17 protein-coding genes are annotated in these 19,834 nt (G+C 73.4%); 13 read left to right on the top strand and 4 right to left on the bottom strand.

Features of this window, described 5'->3' with window-relative positions; all coding sequences use genetic code 11:
• Window positions 1-17 precede the first annotated feature (17 nt).
• Together accB and ACBJ59_RS03965 are read left to right on the top strand one after the other, a co-directional pair.
• Entirely contained in the window at window positions 18-566 is a 549-nt protein-coding gene (accB, locus tag ACBJ59_RS03970) for an acetyl-CoA carboxylase biotin carboxyl carrier protein (RefSeq protein ID WP_375108786.1), read from the top strand.
• A gap of 24 nt (window positions 567-590) precedes the next feature.
• Entirely contained in the window at window positions 591-1,970 is a 1,380-nt protein-coding gene (locus ACBJ59_RS03965; RefSeq protein ID WP_375108785.1) for an acetyl/propionyl/methylcrotonyl-CoA carboxylase subunit alpha, read from the top strand.
• A 55-nt stretch (window positions 1,971-2,025) separates the two neighbouring features.
• On the opposite strand, the gene ACBJ59_RS03960 is transcribed toward ACBJ59_RS03965, so the two are convergent.
• Window positions 2,026-2,454 (bottom strand): SCP2 sterol-binding domain-containing protein, encoded by a 429-nt coding sequence (locus ACBJ59_RS03960; protein WP_364123261.1) that lies wholly within the window; start codon window positions 2,452-2,454, stop codon window positions 2,026-2,028.
• Window positions 2,455-2,635: 181 nt separating this feature from the next.
• Here ACBJ59_RS03960 and ACBJ59_RS03955 point away from each other — a divergent pair, with 181 nt between their 5' ends.
• The 11 genes from ACBJ59_RS03955 to ACBJ59_RS03905 all read left to right on the top strand — a co-directional run bounded on the left by ACBJ59_RS03955 (window position 2,636) and on the right by ACBJ59_RS03905 (window position 17,088).
• A complete protein-coding gene (locus tag ACBJ59_RS03955) occupies window positions 2,636-4,027 on the top strand; it encodes an FAD-binding protein (RefSeq protein WP_375108784.1) in 1,392 nt (463 codons plus the stop codon).
• Entirely contained in the window at window positions 4,024-4,869 is an 846-nt protein-coding gene (locus ACBJ59_RS03950; RefSeq protein ID WP_375108783.1) for an SDR family NAD(P)-dependent oxidoreductase, read from the top strand. Before ACBJ59_RS03955 ends, ACBJ59_RS03950 begins: the two co-directional genes overlap by 4 nt.
• Before the next feature lie 30 nt (window positions 4,870-4,899).
• Window positions 4,900-6,177, top strand: a complete 1,278-nt coding sequence (locus tag ACBJ59_RS03945; protein ID WP_375108782.1) for a glycosyltransferase 87 family protein — start codon at window positions 4,900-4,902, stop codon at window positions 6,175-6,177.
• Window positions 6,164-7,078 (top strand): decaprenyl-phosphate phosphoribosyltransferase, encoded by a 915-nt coding sequence (locus tag ACBJ59_RS03940; RefSeq protein ID WP_375108781.1) that lies wholly within the window; start codon window positions 6,164-6,166, stop codon window positions 7,076-7,078. Before ACBJ59_RS03945 ends, ACBJ59_RS03940 begins: the two co-directional genes overlap by 14 nt.
• 13 nt (window positions 7,079-7,091) lie before the next feature.
• Window positions 7,092-8,741, top strand: coding sequence for a glycosyltransferase 87 family protein (locus ACBJ59_RS03935; RefSeq protein ID WP_375108780.1), 1,650 nt, complete (start codon window positions 7,092-7,094; stop codon window positions 8,739-8,741).
• An 86-nt stretch (window positions 8,742-8,827) separates the two neighbouring features.
• Window positions 8,828-9,433: a DUF1579 family protein gene (locus tag ACBJ59_RS03930; RefSeq protein ID WP_375108779.1), complete on the top strand. Its 606-nt coding sequence runs from the start codon at window positions 8,828-8,830 to the stop codon at window positions 9,431-9,433.
• An 18-nt stretch (window positions 9,434-9,451) separates the two neighbouring features.
• On the top strand, window positions 9,452-11,320 hold the full coding sequence (gene asnB, locus ACBJ59_RS03925) for an asparagine synthase (glutamine-hydrolyzing) (RefSeq protein ID WP_375108778.1): 1,869 nt from the start codon (window positions 9,452-9,454) through the stop codon (window positions 11,318-11,320).
• A gap of 11 nt (window positions 11,321-11,331) precedes the next feature.
• Window positions 11,332-12,684, top strand: coding sequence for a type III glutamate--ammonia ligase (gene glnT / locus ACBJ59_RS03920; RefSeq protein ID WP_375108777.1), 1,353 nt, complete (start codon window positions 11,332-11,334; stop codon window positions 12,682-12,684).
• Between the two features lies 1 nt (window position 12,685).
• Entirely contained in the window at window positions 12,686-14,257 is a 1,572-nt protein-coding gene (locus ACBJ59_RS03915) for an FAD-dependent monooxygenase (RefSeq protein ID WP_375108776.1), read from the top strand.
• Window positions 14,258-14,274: 17 nt separating this feature from the next.
• Window positions 14,275-15,954 (top strand): FAD-dependent monooxygenase, encoded by a 1,680-nt coding sequence (locus ACBJ59_RS03910; RefSeq protein WP_375108775.1) that lies wholly within the window; start codon window positions 14,275-14,277, stop codon window positions 15,952-15,954.
• A 6-nt stretch (window positions 15,955-15,960) separates the two neighbouring features.
• Window positions 15,961-17,088 carry a nucleotide disphospho-sugar-binding domain-containing protein gene (locus ACBJ59_RS03905; protein WP_375108774.1) on the top strand — a complete coding sequence of 376 codons (1,128 nt, stop codon included), beginning with the start codon at window positions 15,961-15,963 and terminating at the stop codon, window positions 17,086-17,088.
• A 66-nt stretch (window positions 17,089-17,154) separates the two neighbouring features.
• Here the strand turns inward: ACBJ59_RS03905 and ACBJ59_RS03900 are convergent, their stop codons facing one another.
• From ACBJ59_RS03900 to ACBJ59_RS03890, 3 genes are all read right to left on the bottom strand, one after another.
• The gene (locus ACBJ59_RS03900; protein WP_375108773.1) at window positions 17,155-18,108 is read right to left on the bottom strand and encodes a DUF3500 domain-containing protein; all 954 of its coding nucleotides are present in this window, start codon (window positions 18,106-18,108) and stop codon (window positions 17,155-17,157) included.
• A 299-nt stretch (window positions 18,109-18,407) separates the two neighbouring features.
• Window positions 18,408-18,890 (bottom strand): Ohr family peroxiredoxin, encoded by a 483-nt coding sequence (locus ACBJ59_RS03895; RefSeq protein WP_375108772.1) that lies wholly within the window; start codon window positions 18,888-18,890, stop codon window positions 18,408-18,410.
• A 50-nt stretch (window positions 18,891-18,940) separates the two neighbouring features.
• Window positions 18,941-19,672: a hypothetical protein gene (locus ACBJ59_RS03890; RefSeq protein WP_375108771.1), complete on the bottom strand. Its 732-nt coding sequence runs from the start codon at window positions 19,670-19,672 to the stop codon at window positions 18,941-18,943.
• Between the last annotated feature and the right edge of the window lie 162 nt (window positions 19,673-19,834).

Below are 19,834 nucleotides of genomic sequence, written 5' to 3'. Positions count from 1 at the left end.
GTGAAGGTAGGAATACCGTGGCCAAGAGGGAGAGACGGCCGGACGACGGTTCCGAGCTGGACGTGGTCCGGGCGAGCGCCATCGAGCTCATGAAGAACGCCTCGCCCCGGCTCAGGCGGATCAAGGTCCACTCCGGGGACGCCGACGTCGAGCTGGAGTGGGTGACCGACGAGCCCCGCCCGGCCGGCCCGGTGGCCGGCCCGGTGGCCGGCCCGGTGGTCGGCCCGGTGGTCGGCCCTGTGGCCGGCACGTTCTCGGCCGGCCCCGTCACGGTCGCCGTCGAGGCGGCGGCCGTGGCGGCGCCGGTCGACGAGGACCTGCTCTTCATCCGCTCGCCGATCGTCGGCACCTTCTATCACGCGCCCGAGCCCGGCGCGAAGCCGTTCGTCGCGGCGGGCGGCCGGGTCGAGAAGGGCCAGCAGATAGGCATCGTCGAGGCGCTGAAGATGATGAACCCCATCGAGGCGGACTGCTCGGGAGAGGTCGTCGAGGTGCTGGTCGCCGACGCGACCCCGGTCGAGTTCGACGAGCGCCTCATCGCCGTCAGGCCGGTCGAGTCCACATGACGAACGTTCCGTGATAGGGAGCCCATGTTCAGCACCGTCCTCATAGCCAACCGAGGTGAGATCGCGCTGCGCGTCGCGCGGACGTGCCGGGAGCTCGGCATCCGCACCGTCGCGGTGCACTCCACCGCCGACCGCGACTCCGCGGTGACCCGGTTCGCCGACGAAGCCATCCAGATCGGCCCGCCCCAGCCCAAGGCGAGTTACCTGAACGTGCCCGCCATCCTGGAGGCCGCCCTGCGCACCGGGGCCGACGCCATCCACCCGGGGTACGGGTTCCTGTCGGAGGACCCCTACATCTCGGAGATCTGCGCCGGAAACGGCATCACGTTCATCGGGCCGCCGCCGGAGGTGATGGCCCGGCTGGCCGACAAGGCGGAGACCCGGGCCGTCATGGCGGCGGCCGGGCTGCCGGTCCTGCCGGGCAGCAACCAGACGATCGCCGACGGGATGGCCGCCGCCGAGCTCGCCGACGAGATCGGTTACCCGGTGATCATCAAGGCGGCGGCGGGCGGCGGGGGCAGGGGTATGCGGGTGATCCACGACCCGCGCGACTTCCGCTCCGCCTACCAGCGCACCCGGGCCGAGGCGCAGGCGGTCTTCGGCGACGGCCGGGTGTACGTCGAGAAATATCTGGAAAAAGCCCGGCACATCGAGGTGCAGGTGCTGTGCGACACGTACGGCAACGCCGTCCACCTCGGCGAGCGGGACTGCTCGGTGCAACGCCGGCACCAGAAGCTGGTCGAGGAGACCCCCGGCCCCGGGCTGCCGCCCGGACTGAGCGAGCGCATGGGGCAGATGGCCGTCCGCGGCTGCCAGGCCGTCGGCTACGCGGGCGCGGGCACGTTCGAGTTCCTGGTGGACACCGACGGGTCCTTCTACCTGATGGAGATCAACTGCCGGATCCAGGTCGAGCACCCGGTCACCGAGATGGTCACGGGCATCGACATCGTGGCCGAGCAGCTCAGGGTGGCGGCCGGCGAGCCGCTGTCGATCCGGCAGGAGGACGTCCAGCCGCGCGGGGTCTCGATCGAGTGCCGGGTCATCACCGAGGACGCCGACCGCGGCTTCATCCCGACGCCGGGGCTGCTGGAGGAGTTCCAGCCGCCCGCGGGGCCCTTCGTCAGGGTGGACACGCACGCGCGGCCCGGCTTCCGGGTGACGCCCGACTACGACTCGCTGCTGGCCAAGGTCGTCGTGTGGGGCTCGGACCGGGAGCAGGCGGTCGCCCGGATGGACCGGGCGCTGCAGGAGTTCACGGTGACCGGCAAGGGCGTGCGCACGACGATCGGGTTCCTGCGCCGCATCCTGGCCGACCCGCAGTTCAGGGCCGGCGAGCACACCACGTCGCTGGTCGACCGGATGCTGGCCGAGGCCGCCAGGAAGCGGGCCGAACCGGCTGCCTGAGCGGACGCGAAGAAGGCGCTCCCGGGGCTCCGGGAGCGCCTTCTTCGTGCGGGTTCTAGAGGGTGGTGAACCAGTCACGCCACTTCATGGCGAAGAAGGTGTTGCCCGACACCTTCAGCTTGCCGGTCATGAACGCCTGCGGCCCCGCCAGCTTCCCCGTGGTCATCTTGAGGAAGTCGCCCAGGTCCACGCCGATCGTGACCTTGGGGGAGTCCAGCTGCCCCTGCCCGACCGCGCACGTGCCGTGGTCCACCGACACGTGGTAGAACTTCGGGCCCTCGGGCGTGGTGATCTCGTACTGGAAGGTGCCCTCGCCCTTGCGTGCCTTCTCCGCCCTGAAGCTCTCGGGCGTCAACTCGAAGACCAGGCCGAGCACGCCGTCGATGCCGCCGGGCTGCGCGCCGATGTGGCTGAGCAGCTCGTCCTGGGGGCTGCCGTCGATGACGGGGCGCAGCTCCTCGAAACGGGTCCGTGCGTCGCTCATGAATCGCTCCTCCTTGGACGTGTCCTGCCCGCAGCGTCACAGCAGCGCCTAGGGGGGACCTAGAGGTCCGCTCGACGGGCCCGCGGGGGCCTCCAGGAGTTCTCGATCTGGCTCCTAATACCGGTTGCGACGATGCCTGCACCCCGGAGCCGACGGGGGCCCACCGGATCGAAGGACGCTCATGGAGATCGCACAGGCCCTGCTCACGGGGTTCGGCAGGACGGCGCCCACCCGGGCGTCCGTCGCCCGGCCGCGCTCGGTGCACGAGGTGGCCGAGCTGCTCGCCGCCCCCGGGGCGCGCGGCGTCATCGCCCGCGGCCTCGGCAGCTCGTACGGCGACGCCGCCCAGTGCGCCGGTGGCCTGGTGATCGACTGCACCGGCCTGCCCCCGTTCATGAACCTGGACCGGAAGACGGGCCTGTGCGCCGCCGGCGGCGGCGTCACCCTGGACGCGTTGATGCGCGCCCTGCTGCCGCACGGCTGGTTCGTGCCGGTGACGCCCGGGACCCGCCGGGTCACCGTGGGCGGCGCGGTCGCGGCCGACGTGCACGGCAAGAACCACCACGTGGACGGCTCGATGGGCCACCACGTCAGAAGCCTCACCCTGGTGCTGCCGGGCGGCGAGGTCAGGACGGTCACGCCGGACTCCGACCCCGCCCTGTTCTGGGCCACGGTCGGCGGGATGGGCCTGACCGGCGTGATCACGGAGGCGGTCGTCCAGTGCGTGCCGGTGGAGACCTCGTACGTGTGCGCCGACACCGAGCGGACCCGCGACCTCGACCACATGCTGGAGGTCATGGCGGTGACCGACGCCCACCACCGCTACTCGGTCGCCTGGATCGACCTCACCGCGCGGGGCCGCGCGACCGGCAGGGGCGTGCTCACCCGCGGCCGGCACGCGCGCCGCGACGAGCTGCCCCGGCGCGCGAGGAAGGACCCGCTGGCGTTCGCGCCGGGCCGTGGGCTGCGCGCCCCCGGCTGGGCGCCGCCCCGCCTGCTGAACCGGCTCACGGTCGGCGCCTTCAACGAGGCGTGGTACCGCAAGGCCCCCGGGCTGCGCCGGAACGAGATCCAGGGCATCGGCGCCTTCTTCCACCCGCTCGACGGCGTGCGCGGGTGGAACGCGCTGTACGGGCCGCGCGGCCTGGTGCAGTACCAGTTCGTCGTGCCGTTCGGCGCCGAGGAGGCGTTGCGCGAGGCCGTGGCCCGGCTGTCGGGCGCGGGGGTGGCGTCCTTCCTGGCCGTGCTGAAGCGGTTCGGCCCGGGGAACCCGGCGCCGATGTCGTTCCCGATGCCCGGCTGGACGCTCGCCCTGGACCTGCCGGCCGGCGACCCCCGGCTGGGCCGCCTGCTCGCCGGGCTCGACGAGCTGGTGGCGGGCGCGGGCGGGCGCGTCTATCTCGCCAAGGACTCGCGGCTGCCGGCGTCGGTCCTGGCCCGGATGTACCCGCGGCTGCCCGAGTGGAACGCCGCGCGGCGGGCCGCCGACCCGGACGGCCTGCTCGTCTCGGACCTGGCGCGCCGCCTGTCGCTCGCCGACCGAGGGACCGGACACGAAGGGGTGCTGCCATGAAGAACGCGCTCGGGACGGTCGCGACCGTGCTGCTGCTCGGCGGACGCAGCGAGATCGGGCTGGCCATCACCGCCCGCCTGGTCCGCGACGGCGCCCGCCGGGTCGTCCTGGCGCAGCGCGACACCGACACTGCGCAGGTCGGCACTGCGCAGGCCGGCACTGCGCAGGTCGGCACTGCGCAGGTCGACACGGCGCGGGCCGACGTGGCGCAGGCTGTCGCGGCGCTGAAGGAGGCGGGCGCCGACGAGGTGCACACGATCCCCTTCGACGCCGCGGACCCGGGCGGGCACGCGGCCGTCTTCCGCGCCGCCCGGGAGCGGCTGGGCGACGTGGACGTGGTGGTGGCCGCCTTCGGCGTGCTGGGCGACCAGGTGGCGATCGAGCGCGACCCCCGCGCCGCCGCCGGTGCCGCCGCCCGCGCCGCGACGGTGAACTTCGCCGGCCACGTCTCCACCGGCCTGCACGCCGCCGGCCTCCTGCGCGCCCAGGGCCACGGCACCCTGGTCGTCCTGTCCTCGGTGGCCGGCGTCCGGGTCCGCAGGTCCAACTTCGTGTACGGCGCCGCCAAGGCCGGGCTCGACGCGTTCGCCCACGGGCTGGCCGACGCGCTGGCCGGCAGCGGGGCCCGAGTCATGGTGGTCCGCCCCGGGTTCGTACGCACCCGCATGACCGAGGGCCAACCCCCCGCGCCGTTCGCCGCCACACCCGAGCAGGTCGCCGCCGCCGTGGCCGAGGGCCTGCGCCTGGACCGGCTCACGGTCTGGGTGCCGGCCCCGCTGAAAGTGCTCTTCGCAGGACTCCGCATGATCCCCCGGCCCCTCTGGCGGCGGCTCCCCCGGTAGGCGGGCCCACCCCCGAAATGAGGAGATGTCATGACCACAACCACCAAGACCACCCGACCTCCGGACACCCCGGCGGGGACGTGGGCCCGATGGATCCGTCCCGTCGCCTTCGCGCTGGGCGTGGCGATCACCCTGTCCATCCTGCTCTGGGCGGCACAGCGCACGGTCATCTGGTGGATGGCCGACTGGAACGTCTACTACATGTCGAGCGAGGTCGTCCTGCGCGGCGGCGGCGACCTGTACGACGTCGTGGCCCCGCCCCTGGGCCCGGACCTGCAGTTCAACGCCCCCTTCAACTACCCGCCCTTCGCCGCGCTGCTGCTGACCCCGTTCAGCTTCCTCGGCGTGGACATGCTGAGCGTGGTCTGGAGCACGCTGAAGATGCTCACGCTCGGCGGCGTGGTGTGGGTGTCGCTGAAGGCGGTCGGCGTGCCGTACGGGCGCCGGCGCCTGGTCCTCACCGCGGTCATCGTCACGGTGGTCCAGCTGCTCGACCCCGTGCTGCAGGACGTGCAGGTCGGCAACATCAACATCTTCATCCTGCTGGCGTTCCTCGACCTGATGCGCCCCGACGGGGCCCGGGGCAAGGGCATCCTGGTCGGCCTGGTCGCCGGCATCAAGATCACGCCCGGGATCTTCATCGTCTACCTGCTGGTCACCCGGCAGTTCAAGGCCGCCGTGACGGCGACCGTCACCTTCCTCGCCACGGTCGGCGTGGCCTTCCTGGTGCTGCCCGCCGACTCCCTGCGCTACTGGACCTCGGCCATGTGGGAGCCGGACCGGGTGTTCATCCCCGAGTTCACCTACAACCAGTCGCTGCGCGGGGTGGTCGTGCGGTTCCTCGGCAACGATGACAACAACCTGCTCTGGCTGGCGCTGGCCGCCCTCACCTTCGTGGCCGCCCTCGCGATCGGCGCGGGCCTGCACCGCAGGTCGATGAACTTCGAGGGCATCCTGGTCGTGTCGATCGCGATGCTGCTCATCTCGCCGTTCTCGTGGATCGCGCACTGGGTGTGGATCGTCCCCGTGCTGATCCTGCTGTGGACGATGTCGCGCCGGGTGCGGTCCAGGTGGCTGTACGCGCTGACGACGTTCGTGGTGCTGGTCTTCATGCTCAGGCCGTACATGTTCGCCTCGTTCAACCCGCTGGAGGGCTACGGGCTGAGCCCGGGGGCGCAGCTGCTGGCCGCCTCCTTCGTGATCGCCGGGGTGCTGCTGCTCGCGCTCGCCGAGGTGTACCGCAGGCGCGGGCCCCTTCCCGAGCTGAGCCCCGCTGTGGAGAGCGGCGAGGGACATGGCGCCCGTTGACACCGTCCGCCGCGCCGGGACGCCGGCCCGCCGCCACGCCGCCCTCCTGGGCGGCCTGGTGCGGGCCTGCCGGCCCCGGCAGTGGGTCAAGAACGTGCTGGTGGCGGCGGCGCCGGGGGCCGCGGGCGTGCTCTTCACGGTGCGCGGCGGAGGGCTGACGCTCGTCGCGTTCGCCGTCCTCTGCCTGGCCGCCGGCGGCACCTACCTCATCAACGACGCCGCCGACGCCAAGGCCGACCGGCTGCACCCGGTCAAGCGGTTCCGGCCGGTCGCCGCGGGGATCGTCCCCGTCGCGCTGGCCGCCGTGCTGGGTGCCGTGCTGATCCTCACGGCCGTGGGCGCCGCGCTGGTGGCGGGGCCGGGGCTGGCGGCGGCGGTCGGCGGCTACGTCGCCCTCACCACGGCGTACACGTTCTGGCTCAAGCACGTCCCGGTGCTCGACCTGATCGGGGTCGCCGGCGGGTTCGTCATCAGGGCGGTCGCGGGGGCGGTGGCCGTGGGCGTGCCCATCTCGGTCTGGTTCTACGCGGTCGTCTCCCTCGGGTCGCTGTTCATGGTCGCGGGCAAGCGCTCGGCCGAGCTGCGGCACGCCGGGTCGGGGCGGACCAGGGCGACGCTGACCGCGTACTCGGCCCGGTATCTCGCCCACGTCCAGGCGATGTCGTCCGGGGCCATGATCGTCACCTACAGCCTGTGGGTCTTCCAGCGGCACGACGGGATCGGGCTGGCGCTGCTGACGCTCAGCATCGTGCCGTTCGTCGCGATCGTCCTGCGCTACGCGCTGCTCGTCGACAGCGGTCAGGGCGAGGCGCCCGAAGAGCTGGTCTTCCGCGACCGGCAGCTGCTCGTCACCGGGGTCGTCCTGGTCGCGCTGCTGGTGGCCGGTACCTATCTGAACTGAAGGGATGTCCACGATGAGCGAGAGAGCCCATCGGCTGATGCGGGCCGGCCTGGTCGCCCTGACGGTGGGGGCCATCGTCGCGGTCCTGTGGATCCTGCTCGGCGGGGTGCCCTGGTGGCTGGGCGACCTGCGGGTCTACCACTTCGGCGGCGAGCTGGCCAGGTCCGGCCAGTCGTTGTACGGGACGCCGCTGGTGGCCGAGCAGGGCACGGCCGACCAGATGGAGATCGTGCTGTGGTTCACCTACCCGCCGTTCGCCGCCCTGTTGTTCACGCCGCTGTCGTTCTTGCCCGTCTCCGCGTTCGGGGCGGTCATGCACGTGCTCACCGTGGCCAGCCTGGTGGCGCTGGTGTGGCTGGTCCACCGGGCCGTCCGGCCCGAGCGGCGCCGCCTGCGCATGGTGCTCGCGGTGACCCCGCTGCTGCTCTTGCTCAGCCCGGTCGCCGAGACGATGATGCTCGGCCAGGTGAGCGTGCTGCTGGTGGTGCTGGTCCTGGCCGACCTGATCCGGCCCGAGGGGGCCGCGTGGCGCGGCGTCGGGGTCGGCCTGGCGGCGGGCATCAAGGTCGTGCCGGCCGTCTTCATCGTCCACCTGTTCCTGACCGGGCAGCGCAGGTCCGCCGTCACCGCGACGATCACGTTCGCCGGGACGGTGCTCGCGGGCGCGCTGCTGTTCCCCGCCGACACGTGGACGTACTGGACCGGGCTGCTGTGGGAGGTGGCGCGCGTCGGCGAGGTGCACGTGACGTTCAACCAGTCGCTGCACGGCGTCGTGGCCAGGCTGCTGCACGCGCCCGACGCGGGCACCCTCGGGCTGGTCCTGTCGGCGGTCGTCCTGGCCGCCGGGCTGTGGGTGGCGTTCCGGCTGCACCGCGGCGGCCACACCGTCGAGGGCCTGCTGGCCGTGGGGATCACCGCGCCGATGGTCACGCCCATCGGCTGGCATCACCACTGGTCGTGGATCGTGCCCGTGCTGGCGCTGCTCTACACGACGGCGCGGCGGGCCCGCTCGGCGCGGATGTGGGCCTTCACCGCCTTCATCACGCTGATGTACACCGGCGGCCTGTTCTACCTGGCCAGCCCCTATCCGGTGATCTATCCGGAGGGCGTGGCCGGGCACCTGCTCGGGAGCGTGTTCGTCATCGGCGGGCTCTCCCTGCTCCTCGCCGGGGCCGTCCGGTCCCGCCGCGTCCCGGAGACCGCTGAACCGTCGCGGGTGTCGCGCCGGGTCTCGCGGCTGGCGCACGAGGTGACCGCGTTCGGAGCGGTGGGGGCGGTCGCGTACGTGATCGACGTCGGCGGCACCAACCTGCTGTGGATGGTGCTGGGCGAGGACCAGGGGCACCTGACCGCCAAGGTGGTCGCGGTCGTCGCGGCGACCACGTTCGCCTACTTCGGCAACCGGCACTGGACGTTCCGCCACCGCGAGCGTGGCGGCCTGGCCCGCGAGTACGTGCGCTTCGCCGCGCTCAACGGCGTCGCGGCCGGCATCTCCCTGCTCTGCCTGGGTTTCACGGTGTACGTCCTGCAGCTCGACGGCCTGCTGGCCAAGAACATCGCCGCCAACGTGGTCGGCGTCGCCCTCGGCGCGGCCTTCCGGTTCTGGTCCTACAAGAAATGGGTGTTCCCGCCCCGCCTGGCCGAGGTCGAGCTCGCCCGGTGAACCCCGCGGGCGGCTTCCAGACGGCCTCGATGCCGCCCCTAGAGACGGTTGCGACGATGCGGAGGCCGCAGCTCAAGGAGGTTTCGATGGCAGCGAAGCGGGTCCGCCTGGCGATCGTCACGTCGGTCGCGGCCGCCGGGCTCATCGCCACCGCGGGGTTCGTCCTGGCGGAAGGCGGCCGGGCGGGGCAGGGGGTGACCGTCGGCCCGCCCCAGGCGGCCGCGCCGAAGGGGCCGGCGCCCGCGGAGGCGCTGAAGAGCATGGCCTTCTTCGCCGGCGCGTGGCGGTGCGCGGGGCGCAACTCCTCGCCCGAGGGCAAGTCCTTCCCGGTCGAGGCCACGGCGCGGGTCGAGGTCCGGCACGACGGCAGCTGGCTGATGTTCGACCTGCGGGAGATCCGGACGAAGGACAACCCGCGACCGGCCTCGGGCACCTGGATGTGGGGCTTCGAGAGCGCGCACAACCGCTACAGCGGGTTCTTCTTCGACAGCATCGGCAACCGCACCGAGCAGTACGCGCCCGGCTGGCGCGACGGCGGCCTGCTGTTCGAGGGCCGCATCCTCGGGCCGGGGTTCGAGGCGCCGTACAAGGACGTCATCAGGAAGACGGGTGACGCCTCCTTCAGCATCTCCGGCCAGGGCTACGTGGTCGGCAAGTGGATCGTCTTCCAGCACCTCGACTGTCACCGGTGAAGAGGAAGGAAAGCTCATATGTGTGGAATCGCCGGTTTGGTGAACTTTGATGGAGACCTTTCCCGCGAATCCGGTCTCGCGGAGGCCATGACCGACGCGATCGCCTGCCGGGGCCCCGACGGGAGGGGGATCTGGGTCGGCCGGCACGCCGTGCTCGGCCACACCCGCAACGCCGTCATCGACATCCCCGGCGGCGGCCAGCCCATGGTCGCCGAGGAGGACGGCCGGGCCATCGCGGTGATCACCTACAACGGGGAGATCTACAACTACCGCGAGCTGAAGGTCGAGCTGGAGTCGCACGGCCACCGGTTCCGCTCCAACTGCGACACCGAGGTGGCGCTGCGCGCCTACCTGCAGTGGGGCACCCGATGCGGCGAGCACCTGAACGGCATGTTCGCCTTCGGCGTCTGGGACCTGCGCAGCGAGCAGCTCGTCCTGGTCCGCGACCACCTCGGGATCAAGCCGCTGCACTACGCGCGCGTCCCCGGCGGCATCGTGTTCGGCTCCGAGCCCAAGGCGATCTTCGCCTCCGGCCGGCTGGCGCCCGAGGTGGACCTCGACGGCCTGCGCGAGCTGTTCGTCCAGGCCAAGACGCCCGGCGCGTCGGTCTACAAGGGCATGCGGGAGGTCGAGCCCGGCCACGTCATGGTGCTGCGCGAGAGCGGCGCGCACCACGAGTGCTACTGGCGCCTGGAGTCCCGGCCGCACACCGACGGCCAGGCCGCGACCGTGGACACCGTGCGCGGCCTGCTGGAGGAGTCGGTCCGCAGCCAGCTCGTCTCCGACGTGCCGCTCGGCGTGCTGCTGTCCGGCGGCCTCGACTCCAGCGTGATCGCCGCCATCGCCGCCCGCGAGCTGCGCCGCCAGGGCGTGGAGTCGATGCCCACGTACGCGCTCACCTTCCAGGGCTACACCGAGAACTTCGAGCCCGACGAGGTCCGCGACACCCCCGACGCGCCCTACGCCCGCGAGATGGCCCGGCACATCGGCGCCCGCCACCAGGAGATCCTGCTCACCCCCGAGCAGATGATGCACCCCGACACCCGGCGGGCCACCCTGCGCGCGCAGGACCTGCCCACCCCCATGGGCGACGGGGACGCCTCCATCTACCTGCTGGCCCGCCAGGTCCGCGACGAGACCGTGGTGGTGCTCTCCGGCGAGACGGCCGACGAGATCTTCGGCGGCTTCAACTGGGTGCACGCGCCCCAGCTCGTCTACGCGCCCACCTTCCCGTGGGTGGCCATCGGCCAGCTCGTCGACCCGACCTGGCCGGGCCTCGGCGCCGGCCTGCTCGAACCCGGCCTGCTGGAGAAGCTCGACATCCCCGGCGTCACCGCCCAGCGCTATCAGGAGGCGCTGGCCGACGTGCCGTACCTGCCCGGCGAGGAGGGCCACGAGCGGCGCATGCGCGAGCTGCTGCACCTGCACATCACCCGCTGGCTGCCGGTCCTGTTCGACCGCACCGACCGGCTGGCCATGGCGGGCGCGCTGGAGATCCGCGTGCCGTTCTGCGACCACCGCCTGGTGGAGTACGTCTTCAACACCCCGTGGGCGCTGAAGAGTTTCGACGGCAGGGAGAAGAGCCTGCTGCGGGCCGCCTCGGCCGACCTCCTGCCCGCCTCCATCCTGGAGCGGCGCAAGAGCCCGTACCCGGTGACGCAGGACCCGGCGTACGCGCGGGCGCTGTGCGCCGAGTTCGCCCGCTTCGAGGCCGACCCCGCAGCCCCCGCTGCCGGCTTCTACGACCCCCGGGCGGCGCGCGAGGTGCTGGCCGACCCCGACGAGCTGGCCACCGGCATGGGCGCCTGGGTGCAGCGCTCCAACCTGGAGATGGTCCTGCAGTTCAACGCCTGGCTGCGCGACTACGACGTCCGCCTGTCACTGTAGGGGAGCCCACGATGACCTATGCACCGCCCCGTGACGCGGAGGAGCTGGCCGCCGCGATCGCCCGCGACGGCGTCGAGTTCCTGCTCGTGATGTTCGTCAACCTGTACGGCAAGCCGTGCGCCAAGCTCGTCCCCGCCGGCACCGCCGGCCTGCTGATGCGCGAGGGCATCGGCTTCGCCGGCCACGCCGCCGACGGTCTGGGCCAGTCGCCCGCCGATCCCGACGTCGTGGCCATGCCCGACCCCGGCTCCTACATGCCGGCCCCCTGGCAGGACGGCCTGGCCGTGGTCCAGTGCGACCTGCGGGTCGAGGGGGAGCCCTGGCCGTACGCGCCGCGCGTCATCCTCAAGCGGCAGCTGGACCGGCTGGCCGCCAGGGGGATGGTGTTCAAGGCGGGGGCCGAGCCGGAATACTTCCTGCTGGAGCGGGACGAGGCGGGCCGGCTCAAGGTCGCCGACCCCCTCGACGACGCCGGTTCCCCGTGCTACGACGCGCGGGCCGCCTCGCGCAACTTCGCGCACCTGGCCGCCGTCAGCCGGGCCATGAACCGGCTGGGATGGGAGAACTACTCCAACGACCACGAGGACGCCAACGGGCAGTTCGAGCACAACTTCGGCTACGCCGACGCGCTCACCACCGCCGACCGGGTGATCTTCCTGCGGTACATGGTGCACATGCTGGCCCGGCGGGAGGGGAAGATCGCCACGTTCATGCCGAAGCCGTTCGGTCACCTGACGGGCAACGGCCTGCACCTCCACCTCAGCCTGTGGGGCGACGACGGGGCGGAGCTGTTCGCCGGGCAGGACGCCCACGGGCTCGGCCTGTCCGGCCTCGGCCGGTCGTTCGTGGCCGGCGTGCTGGAGCACGCGCCCGGCCTGATGGCGCTGACCTGCCCGACCGTCAACTCCTACAAGCGGCTGGGCGCGGGGGCCGCCACCGCGTCCGGGTCCAGCTGGGCCCCCGGGTACGCCACGTACGGCGGCAACAACCGCACGCAGATGCTGCGCGTGCCCGCCCCCGGCCGGGTCGAGGCCCGGTGCGTGGACGGGGCCGCCAACCCCTACCTGGCGCTGGCGGGACTGCTGGCCGCGGGGCTGGACGGGATCGACCGGCAGCTCGACCCCGGACCCCCGAACCCGCACAACCTGGAGCACGACGGGCAGGGCAGGGGCAAACCCCTTCCCCGGACGCTCGTGCACGCCGTGGCGGAGCTGGGCGAGGACGCCGTGCTGCGGGCCGCGCTGGGCAAGGTCCCCGGCGGCGAATACTGCGACTACTACGTGGCGGTCAAGCAGGAGGAGTTCGCCGCCTACCACTCCCAGATCACCGACTGGGAGCTCCACCGCTACCTGCTGGCCTGCTGACATGGACGTCCTGGTCGTCGGGGCCGGACCGGCGGGGCTGACCGCCGCGGTCGAGCTCGCCCGCCGGGGGGTGGCCTGCCGAATCGTGGACCGCGCGCGGGGTCCCGCGCGCGGCACCGGCTGCCCCAACGTCTGGCCGCGCACCCTGGAGGTGCTGGACGCCCTCGGCCTGCCGATGGCGCGTTACCTGTCCGCCGGCGTGGCGTTCACCACGAAGGTGTGGCAGCCGTTCGGCGCCGAGCCGATCGCCATCGACATCCGTGAGGAGCACGGCCCGTGGCCGACGCCGCTGCTGGTGCCGCAGGAGACCACGGTGACGCTGCTCCTGGAGCGGCTGAGCGCGCTCGGGGTCGAGGTCGAGTGGGGGACGGACCTGCTCAGCCTCGACCAGGACGACCGGGGGGTCACCGCGTGGCTGTCCTCGGGCGGCACCCGGGCCGGATGGGTGATCGCCGCGGACGGGGCGGGCAGCACCGCCCGGGCCTCGCTCGGCATCGGGTGCGAGGTCACCGCCTACCCGGACGTGACCTGGCTGCAGCTCGACGTCACCGTGGGCTCGCCGTACCCGCTGGACCCGCACACCGAGTACATCTTCCACGGCCCCCGCACCCACGCGGGCCTGGTGCCGCTGCCCGGCGGCCGGCACCGGCTGTTCATGAGCCGGCCGGGCGACCTGGGCGACGTCCGCGACGTCGAGGGCGTCCTGCGCGAGATCGCCGGGGCCGGACTGACGCTGTCCGAGCCCGGGCGGCCCTGGCGGGTGCGGCCCGCCGGCGTCCTGGCCGCGGCCTACCGCGCCGGGCGCTGCCTGCTGCTGGGCGAGGCGGCCAGGACGTTCCCGCTGCCCGTGCAGTCGATGAACACCGGCATCCAGGACGCCGCCAACCTGGCGTGGAAGCTGGCGTCGGTGATCGGCGGGACGGCCTCGCCGCGGCTGCTCGACACCTACGAGGCCGAGCGGCGGGCCGTGGCCCGGGAGCAGCTGGCCCGTACGGGATGGCTGCTGACGGGGAGCCTCGAACCCGACGCCGAGGCGATGTTCCGGGAGGGGCACCGGCGCAGGGGCGGCCGGCCGCTGGTCCGCACCGAGCCGCCCGTGGACTACGCCGAGGGGGCGCTGAGCGGCCCCTCCTGCCCGGGCGTGAGCCCGGCGGCCGGGCAGCGGGCGTTCGACGCGCCCGTCGCGACCCGCGACGGGGACGTCACGCGGCTGTTCAGGCTGCTGAGCGGGTCGGAGTGGACGCTCCTCGTCCTCGCGGGCAGGGGCCTCGATCCGGCCGCGGAGCGGCGGCTGAGCGGCTACGCCCGCGCCGGCCTCGCCGTCAAGGTCGTCACCACCCGCAACGCCGACGCCCTCCGCGACGTGCTGACGAGGGACGCCGCCGCCGTCCGCGACGCGACCACCGGGGGCGGCGGGATCCTCCGTGACGTGACCGGCCTGATCCACGAGGCCTACGGCGCGGCCGGCCGGCCGATCGCCTGCCTGGTGCGCCCCGACGGCTACCTCGCGGGCCACGCCCCGCTCGACGCCGCCGCCGCCCTCGACGCGCACCTCCGCACCGTTCTCAGCTGACCTACGGGGAGACGATCATGTACGACGAGCACGTTCCCGTCCTGATCTCGGGCGGCAGCCTGGTGGGCCTGTCGACGGCGGTGTTCCTCGCCTGGCACGGCGTCACCCCGCTGCTGGTGGAGCGGCACGAGGACACCTCCATCTACGCCCGGGCCTGGGGCGTCAACCCCCGCACCATGGAGCTCTACAGGTCGGTCGGCCTGGAGCCCGCGATCCGCGCGGCGCAGCGCCGGCTGGAGGGCAGGCAGCGCACCAGCGGGATCCTGCGCGCCGAGAGCCTGGCGGGGGAGGAGCACGAGTGGTTCGAGATGCCGTACCTGCACGGCGTCTTCGAGGACTCCAGCCCGGTGAGCCCCACCGGCTGGGCGCCGTGCCCCCAGGACAAGCTGGAGCCGCTGCTGCGCGCCCGCGCCGTCGAACTCGGCGCCGACGTGCGGTTCGGCGTCCGGCTGGTCTCCTTCGAGCAGGACGGCGACGGGGTCACGGCCGTGCTGGAGGAGCGCCGCACGGGCGCCCGGCGGACCGTGCGCGCCGGCTACCTCGTCGGCTGCGACGGCAACGCCAGCCAGGTACGCCAGGCGCTCGGCATCCCCACCGGAGGCATCGGGACGATGGTGCACAACATGGCCATCCTGTTCCGGGCCGACCTGACCGAGGCGCTGCGCGGCCGGGCGTTCATGCACTGCCAGGTGATGAACGAGGACGTCATGGGCGTGCTGGGCACCGACGGCGAGCGCTGGCAGCTCGACGCCATGTACTTCCCCGGCGGGGAGCAGGAGGAGTTCACCGAGGAGCGCTGCGTGGCCCTGGTACGGGCCGCGGTCGGCGTTCCCGACCTTGAGGTCGAGATTCTCGGCCGGCTGCCGTGGGAGCTCGCGGCCAGGGTCGCGGCGTCCCTCGGCTCCGGGCGCGTGTTCCTCGCCGGGGATTCGGCCCGCGTGCACCCGCCCACCGGCGGGTTCGGGGCCAACACCGGGGTGCAGGACGCCCACAACCTGGCCTGGAAGCTCGCGTACGTGCTGGCCGGCCGGGCGGGCCCGGGGCTGCTGCGCACGTACGAGGCCGAGCGGCTGCCGGTCGGCCGGTTCACCGTGGACCAGGCCGTCGCGCGGTCGCTCGACCGGTTCAAGAACCCGGCCGTCGGGGACGTGGCGGCGGTGCCGATCACCGACGACCTGACGGTGATGATGGGCTACCGCTACCGGTCCGCCGCGGTGCTGCCCGAGCCGGGCGAGCAGTGGCCCCGCGACGGTGACCAGGACGTCGGCGACTACGACATCGGCGACTACGATGACGTGAACGCCCCCTCCGGGCGGCCGGGCACGCGGGCGCCGCACGTCGTGCTCGACTCCGGCGTCTCCACGCTCGACCTGCTCGGCAAGGACCTCACCCTGCTCGCGGGCGGGGACGGCACCCCCTGGGCCGACGCCGCCGCCCGTGCCGCCGGCCGCCGCGGCCTGCCCCTCGACACCCACCTGATCACCGACGAACCCTGGGCCAAGGCGTACGGCGTGAGCAGCCGCGGCGCGGTGCTCGTCCGGCCCGACGGCTTCATCGCCTGGCGCGCCGAGCGGGACGCCCCGCCGGGGAGCGACCGCGAGGGCATCCTCGCCGACGTCCTCGACAGTGTCCTCGGGCGTGTCCTCGGGCGCGTCCTCGGGCGCGTCGCGACCGGCGCCACTTCCACGAGGAGATGAGCTGAGATGAGGATCCTGTTCACCATGTCACCCGGGCTCGGCCACTCGCTGAGCCTCGTCCCGCTGATCTGGGCGGCCCGCTCCGCCGGTCACGACGTCCTGGCCGGCACCAGCGGCCACTCGCTGCACGCCATGGGCAAGGCCGGGCTGCCCGCCGTGGACGGCTACCCCGACGGCGACATCATGGCCGTCTTCGGCGAGCACGAGCAGCGGGCCGCCGCGGCGGGCTTCGAGCTGACCGGCTTCCTCGGCGGCCTGTTCGGCGACTTCACCGACCGGGTGGTCGACCGCTTCGTGGCCCTGGCGGACGGCTGGGAGCCGGATCTCGTGGTGCACTCGTCGCTGGAGTACGCGGGCCCGATCGTGGCGGCGGCCCGCGGCGTGCCCGCCGTCTGCTACCACCTGGGCCTGCCCGTCCCGGTGGAGATCCGGGACGCGGTGCGCGCCGAGGTCCGGCCCGCCGCCGAACGCCACGGGGTCCGCTCCTGGCCGGTCGAGCCCGCCGTCGTGCTCGACCCCATGCCCGCCAGCCTGCTCGACCCCGGCGTCGAGCTCGACCGGCCGATCCGGTTCGTCCCGTACAGCGGGGGCGACGCCGCCCGCCCGCCGTGGATGTTCCACAAGCCGGAACGGCCGCGCGTGTGCGTGACCCTCGGCACGGAGGTGCCGCGGTGGGCCGGGATCGGCGTGCTGGAGGACTTCGTCGCCGCGGCACAGGACCTGGACATCGAGCTGGTCCTGGCCCTCGGCGGCGCGGACCCCGCCGACCTGCCCGAGCTGCCCGCCAACGTGCGCGCCGCCACCTGGCTGCCGATCGCCGACGTGATCGCGACCTGCTCCGGGATCGTCCACCACGGCGGCGCGGCCACCATGCTGACCTCGTGCGCGGCGGGCGTCCCGCAGCTCGTCCTGCCGCACGGGGGCGACCAGTACCTGCACGCGCCGCTGCTGGAACGGCGGGGCCTGGCCGCGGTGCTGGACCCGTCCGAGGTCTCGGTGGAGACGGCCCGCGACGCGCTGCGCCGGCTGACCGGCGACCGGCGGATGGGCCGGGCGGCGGAGGAGGTACGGGCCGAGATGGCCGCGCTGCCCTCGCCGGCGGACGTCGTACCGGTCCTGGAGAAGCTGGCCTGACGCCTGCCTGAGGAGCCTTGGTGCGCGGCGGGCGGGCGCCGGATCCGGCCCGCCGCGGCCCGGCCGTCAGTGGTGGTCGGCGTAGTGGCGCGCGAGCAGGTCCCCGCCCCAGTCGTGGCGCAGGTCGCGCCACACGGAGTGGATGTGGTTGGCGTCATCCTGGGTGTTGTCGTACTCCAGCAGGAACGTGGGGCCGACGACGCAGTAGTAGTGGCCCTGCCCCCGCTGGTCCGATCCCGCCCACGCGAACGTCACCTTGTCGAGACCGGCGTCCACCGCCTCGCGCCAGCACGTCTCGCCGTACCAGCCGGGGGCGCGGTCGAAGTAGCGGCGGACCAGCCGTTCGAGCAGGTCCCTCGACGGCGCCGACATGTCGGCGTAGGACAGCCCGCGGGGGATCCCGTCGAGCTCGGCCACGGGGTCGTTGCGGGTGAGCACGTCGTCAGGGGCCACCTCGCCGGTGATCGCGATCGAGCGCTGGTACGGCGAGAGCTCGGCGAGCAGGGCCCGGCCCATCTCCTCCTCCTCGGCGAGCAGCCGCAGACCCCGATGCGGTCCCGACAGGACCATGGCCGGCTCGGCGCCCAGGAAGCTCGGCGTGACCGTGATCGAGTCGCCCACGACCGTGATGTGCACCGCGAGGTGGTGGCCGTTGACCCGCCACGCCCACGGGGCCGCCCCTCCCGGCTCGCCGAACACCCGGAACCAGTAGCGGTCGCCGTCGATCTCGTCCACCCCGGTGACCAGGCGGCGGCGGACGCGCTCGAGCTCGATGACGCCTCTCGCCGTGCGCGCGCCGGCCACGCCGCAGCCGGCGTCGAGCAGGGCGAGCGCCAGGTCCTGCTGGGCGGAGGTCATCTCGACCAGCGGCAGCCCCGGACGGGGGCCGGGGAGGTAGGACCACTCGGTACGCTCCGGCGAGCCGAACGGCGCCGTCGCCGCGGCCCGCCGCTCGGTGTCGAGCGAGCCGAGGAACCTCAGCACCGCCTGCCGCATCACCTGGACGTCATGTGCACTCATGGAGGATTCCTCAAAAATGGGGGCAAATCGGATGACAACCTCCATGGTGCCCTTTGCCACCAACCGGTTCCACCACGATCCACCCGCCCAGCCCTCCACGACGCCCCCACCCCCGACCCGCCCGCGACCCCCCGCGGCCTGGCCCGCGCCGCCCCGCTGCCCCGCCCCGCTGCCCCGCCCCGCTGCACCCGCCGTGCCGTGCTGGCCGGTCCGACCAGGGGGTGGAGAGGTGGCCGGGGCCGGGCCGGGTGGCGGGGGAGGTCTCCGGTCAGGTCCTTCAGGGCCTCGTGAAACACCTCTCAGGAGGTGAAGATGATCGTGATCGGGATGCCCTGGCGGGTCATCTTGGTGTAGGGGCACAGCGTGGCCGCCTGGGTGAGGAGCGGGGCGGCCTTGTCGCGTTCGACTCCCGGCCAGTTCACCACCAGGTCGGCCCTGAGCTGGTAGCCGCCGTCGGGGTCGCGGCCGACGGCGACGGTCACCTCCACCGCGATCGTCGCGGGGTCGAGGAGGCTCCGGCGGGCCAGCAGGCTGAGCACGCCGTGGAAGCAGGCGGCGTGCGCGGCGGCGAAGAGCTGTTCGGGGTTCGGCCCCGGGGCGTCGCCGCCCAGCTCCGCGGGCATCCGCAAGTCCAGGTCGAGGGCGCCGTCGGCGGAGCGGGCCCGGCCGCTGACGCGGCCGTGGGCGGCGCTGCCGCCGGTCACGGCGACGCGCGTGGTGTAGAGCGGTTTGAACGCGGAGCCGCCGTGGTCGTGGTCCGTGGACAGGTTCAGGTCGATCACCGGTACGCCTTTCAGCGGCGAATGAGAGCTCTGTAACGGGGGCACGTCAGTCATGGGCGATGCCAGCGCTCCAACTTGTCGGGGTTCAGGACGATCCAGACAGCGGTGACCTCGGCCCCGGCGACGCTCACGCTGACCACCGCCACGGCCCGGCCCGCCCGGCGCAGCACCAGGCCCGCCCGGCCGTTCACGGATCCGACGGCCACCTCGGTGGCCGGCCGGCCGGTCAGCAGGGCGGTGACGAACCGGGCCACCGCGTCCGCGCCGTACGTCGGATGCACGGCGGCGCGCAGCTTGCCGCCACCGTCGCTCACGACGAGCACGTCCCTGGCCAGGACCGCCCGCAGCCCGGCCTGGTCACCCGCGTCGCAGGCCGCGGCGAACCGGCGTACGACACGGTCGTGCCCGGCCCGCATGGCCTGGCGGGACCTGGCCTGGAGCTGGGCCAGACCGGGGGCGGGCTCGAACCGGCGTACCGGGTCCCCGGCGGGGGACGCGGCAGGGGACGCGGCGGGGGGCGCGGCGGACGGGACGGGGTGCCACACGCCGCCGGGGGTGGCGAGCAACTCCAGGCAGATGCTGCCGGCGACCCGCGTCAGCCAGGCGCGCGGCACCGCGATGCCGGCGCGGTCCTCGTCGCCGAGGGCGTACCAGCGGCGATAGGTCTCCTGGACGATGCGGTCGGCCGTGACCTCCGAGCCGAACATCCACAGGGCGATCTCGAGCAGGTGCTGGCGTTCGTCGAGCATCTCCGCCAGCGACTCGGCGCCCGCCCCGGTCATGTCCCACCGTCCTGGCAGCCGGGAGGGTCCGCCTTCGCGCGGCGGGGCTTCTCCTGTTCGCAGGTCGTGGCAGGGCCGGCGCGGTGGCCGGCCAACGGGGTGGTCCGCACGATGTCCTCTGTTCTGTCGGGTGTGACAGTAAAGACCGGGCAGCCGGTCGGG

This window comes from Nonomuraea sp. MTCD27 (genome assembly GCF_041950495.1).
In the GTDB taxonomy this organism is placed as follows: Bacteria; Actinomycetota; Actinomycetes; order Streptosporangiales; family Streptosporangiaceae; genus Nonomuraea.
The sequence above is the reverse complement of the archived record's forward strand: the minus strand, read 5'-3'. Positions and strand labels throughout refer to the sequence as shown.